This window comes from Delftia sp. ZNC0008 (assembly GCF_000799035.1).
GTDB lineage: Bacteria > Pseudomonadota > Gammaproteobacteria > Burkholderiales > Burkholderiaceae_C > Comamonas > Comamonas tsuruhatensis.
This window is the reverse complement of sequence record NZ_JTKZ01000538.1, coordinates 1-3,275: the sequence shown is the minus strand read 5'-3', so window position 1 is coordinate 3,275 and position 3,275 is coordinate 1. Positions and strand designations below refer to the sequence as shown.

The following is a 3,275-nucleotide window of genomic DNA, read 5'->3' as shown; positions in this document are numbered from 1 at the left end:
CGCGTGCGGATGCCGAAGCGGCCCTGCCTCCAGTCGCCCCGGCGCACGAAGCGGTCGGATTCGCTCAGGCCCCGCGCGGCGTCCAGCAGCAGGGCGAAGGCCATGTCGGCCACGCAGTCGTCGAGCACGCCGGGCGTGTAGCCCACGCGGACGCCCTGGCGCAGCAGGGACTCGCGGTCCAGCGCGTCGAAGCCCACGCCGAAGCTGCTCACGAAGCGCAGCTGGGGCAGGGCCTGCACCACGCTCGCGGGCACGCCCATGGCGGCCGAGGTGACCAGGTATTCGAACTGCGCGCCGTGCTCGGCGAGAAAGCGCTCGCGGTCGGGCTGCTCGGACAGCAGCGTCACCTCATAGGGCTGGGCCAGCTCGGCATCGAGCTGGGGCAGCGGCATCTTGCCGAACTGGAGAACGCGTGGACGGGAGGTCGCCATGCCTTGGAATCCTTGGAACTTGCAGGGGCTGCAAGCCCCGGTGAAAAGGGCCTGCGGTGCGCAGGCCAGCGGGCAAAGGCCAGCGGGCAAAGGCCCCGGGGCCGGCCCGTTGTTTCCAGCTCAATCTGCCGTGATCTTTCTTGTCTGGATGAGCTGCCTCCAGCGCTCCGATTCCTGGGCCTGGTAGCGCGTGAATTCCTCGGGCGTGTTGCCCACGATCTCCAGGCCCTGCTCCACGAAGCGCTTGCGGATGTCGGGCTGCTGCACGGAGGCGATGGCGGCCTTGGCCAGCTTGGCCTTCACATCGGCGGGCAGGCCCTTGGGTGCGGCCAGGCCTTGCCAGGAATAGACCTCGGCGCCTTTGACGCCGGCCTCGGCCAGCGTGGGCACATCGGGCAGCACGGGCGAGCGCTGGCTGCCGGTCACGGCGATCGCATGCAGCTTGCCGCTGCGCAGATGGGGCAGCACGGCGTTGACGTTCTGGAACGAAAAGTCCACTTGGCCACCGATCAGGTCGGTGATGGCCGGGGCGCCGCCCTTGTAGGGAACGTGCATGCCTTCGGTGCCGCTTTGCTGCCAGAACAGCTCGGCCGACAGATGGTCCGAGGAGCCGTTGCCCGAACTCGCGAAACTGATCTTGCCGGGGTTGGCCTTGAGCGCGGCGATGACCTCGGCCACGGTGCGGGCCTTCTGCGCGGGGCTGGCCACGAGCACGTTGGGCGCCTGCACGGGGATGGTGATGTAGTCGAAGTCCTTGCCTGCGTCATAGGGCACGTTCTTGACCAGGTGCGGCGTGACCACGAAGGGGCCCAGCGAGGCCACCAGCAGGGTGTAGCCATCGGCCGCTGCGCGCTTGACGGCGCCCGCGCCGATGGTGCCCGTGGCGCCGGGGCGGTTTTCCACCACGAAGGGCTTGCCCAGCTGCTCGCCCATGCTCAGGGCCATGGCGCGGGCCACGGTGTCGGTGGAGCCGCCAGCCGGGAAGGGCACGATGATGTTGACGGCCTTGTCCGGGAAGCTGCCGGCCGCCTGCGCCGTGAGGGCCAGTGCGGCACCCAGCGCGATCAGAATCTTCTTCATGTTCTTGTCTCCTGGGGGGCGCAAGGGCCGGACTGGCCCCTGCGCCCGGTCTTGTGGCTTATTGGGGGCCGAGCTTGTCGATCAGGGCCTTGAGCTCTTCCAGCTCGGAGGGCTTGAGGTCCGTCAGCGGGGCGCGCACGGGGCCGGCGTCGTGGCCCACCAGCTTGGCGCCGGCCTTGATGATGCTCACGCCGTAGCCTTCGACGCGGTTGCGGATCTTCAGGTAGGGCATGAAGAATTCCTTGAGCAGCTTGTGCTGCGTGGCCATGTCGTCGGTGCGCACGGCTTCGTAGAACGCCATCGCCGTCCTGGGGATGAAGTTGAAGACGGCCGAGGAGTACACCGGCGTGCCCAGGGCCTTGTAGGCGGCCGCATAGACCTCGGCCGTGGGCAGGCCGCCCAGGTAGGCGAAGCGGTCGCCCATCGTCATGAAGATGGAGGACATGGTCTCGATGTTGCCCATGCCGTCCTTGAAGCCCACCAGGTTGGGGCAGCGCTCGGCCAGGATGGCCAGCGATTCGGGCGTGAAGCGGGTGCGGTCGCGGTTGTAGACGATGACGCCGAACTTCACGCTCTTGCAGACCTGCTCCACATGGGCGATCAGGCCTTCCTGGCCGGCTTCGGTCAGGTAGTGGGGCAGCAGCAGGACGCCGTGGGCGCCCAGGCGCTCGGCCTCCTGGGCGTGTGCGATGGCCGTGCGCGTGGGGCCGCCGGCGCCCGCGATGATGGGCACCTTGCCGCGGCAGGTGTCCACGGCGGTCTTGATGATCTGGCCGTATTCCTCGCCGTACAGCGAGAAGTACTCGCCCGTGCCGCCAGCCGCGAACAGCGCGCTGGCGCCGTAGGGGGCCAGCCATTCGAGGCGGGCCGCATAGCCCTTGGCATTGAAGTTGCCGTTGCTGTCGAAGTCCGTCACGGGGAAGGACAGCAGGCCGGAACTCATCACTTCTTTGAGGTCTTGGGGGGTCATGGTGCTCTCGGGAACAAGGGTGGGGAAGAAAGAAAAAGGGGTGGAATCAGTCGAGCTTCAAACCGGCTGTCTGAACCACTTTTTGCCAGCGCTGGCGTTCGGTGGCCAGGAAGCGCGCGGTCTCGGCGGGGTTCATGGTCACGACCTCGGCGCCCTGGCCCGTGAGGCGGGCGCGCACCTCGGGCGAGCGGATGGCGGTGATCAGGGCCTCATGCAGGCGCTGGACCACGGCCTCGGGCGTCTTGGCGGGAACGACCACGCCTTGCCAGGTGCCGGTCTCGAAGCCGGGCACGCCCTGCTCGGCGATGGTGGGCACGTTGGCGGCCAGCGGCATGCGCGTGCCCTTGGACAGGCCCAGCAGCTTGAGCTTGCCGCTTTGCACATGGGGGTAGGTGGCCAGCATGCCGTTCATCAGCACCTGGGTCTGGCCTGCCACCGTGTCCTGGATGGACTGCACGCCGCCCTTGTAGGGCACGTATTCCCAGCGGGCGCCCGTGGCGCGCGCCAGTTCCACGCCAGCCAGGTGCGGGGCGCTGCCCGTGGCGGTGACGGCGAAGCTCAGGTCTTCCTTCTTGGACAGGGCCACCAGCTCCTGCAGGTTGTTGGCCGGCACCGAGGGGTGGACCACCAGCAGGTGGGGCGAGTAGGCCAGCATGGCCGTGCCGCGCAGGTCCCGGGACAGGTCGAAGGACAGCTTGGTGTAGAGCGAGGGCGAGATGGCCAGCGCACCCAGGTCGCACAGCATCAGCGTGTGGCCGTCGGGCTGGGCCTTGGCCACCATGTCGGCGCCCAGG

The 3,275-nt window shown here is 68.4% G+C and carries 3 protein-coding genes and 1 pseudogene; all 4 read right to left on the bottom strand.

The window, feature by feature from the left end:
- A pseudogene (locus L995_RS18010) lies at positions 1-431 on the bottom strand (2-hydroxyacid dehydrogenase); the annotation flags it as partial.
- Between the two features lie 120 nt (positions 432-551).
- On the bottom strand, positions 552-1,511 hold the full coding sequence (locus L995_RS18005; protein ID WP_016452154.1) for a Bug family tripartite tricarboxylate transporter substrate binding protein: 960 nt from the start codon (positions 1,509-1,511) through the stop codon (positions 552-554).
- A 58-nt stretch (positions 1,512-1,569) separates the two neighbouring features.
- Positions 1,570-2,481 carry a 5-dehydro-4-deoxyglucarate dehydratase gene (gene kdgD, locus L995_RS18000; protein WP_047472858.1) on the bottom strand — a complete coding sequence of 304 codons (912 nt, stop codon included), beginning with the start codon at positions 2,479-2,481 and terminating at the stop codon, positions 1,570-1,572.
- A 46-nt stretch (positions 2,482-2,527) separates the two neighbouring features.
- On the bottom strand, positions 2,528-3,275 hold a 748-nt coding region (locus L995_RS17995), incomplete at its 5' end, for a Bug family tripartite tricarboxylate transporter substrate binding protein (RefSeq protein ID WP_047472857.1).

What these genes read in the sequence shown, in the direction of transcription:
- L995_RS18005 (WP_016452154.1), bottom strand. Translation starts at nt 1,511, where the DNA reads ATGAAGAAGATTCTGATCGCGCTGGGTGCCGCACTGGCCCTCACGGCG.
- kdgD (WP_047472858.1), bottom strand. Translation starts at nt 2,481, where the DNA reads ATGACCCCCCAAGACCTCAAAGAAGTGATGAGTTCCGGCCTGCTGTCC.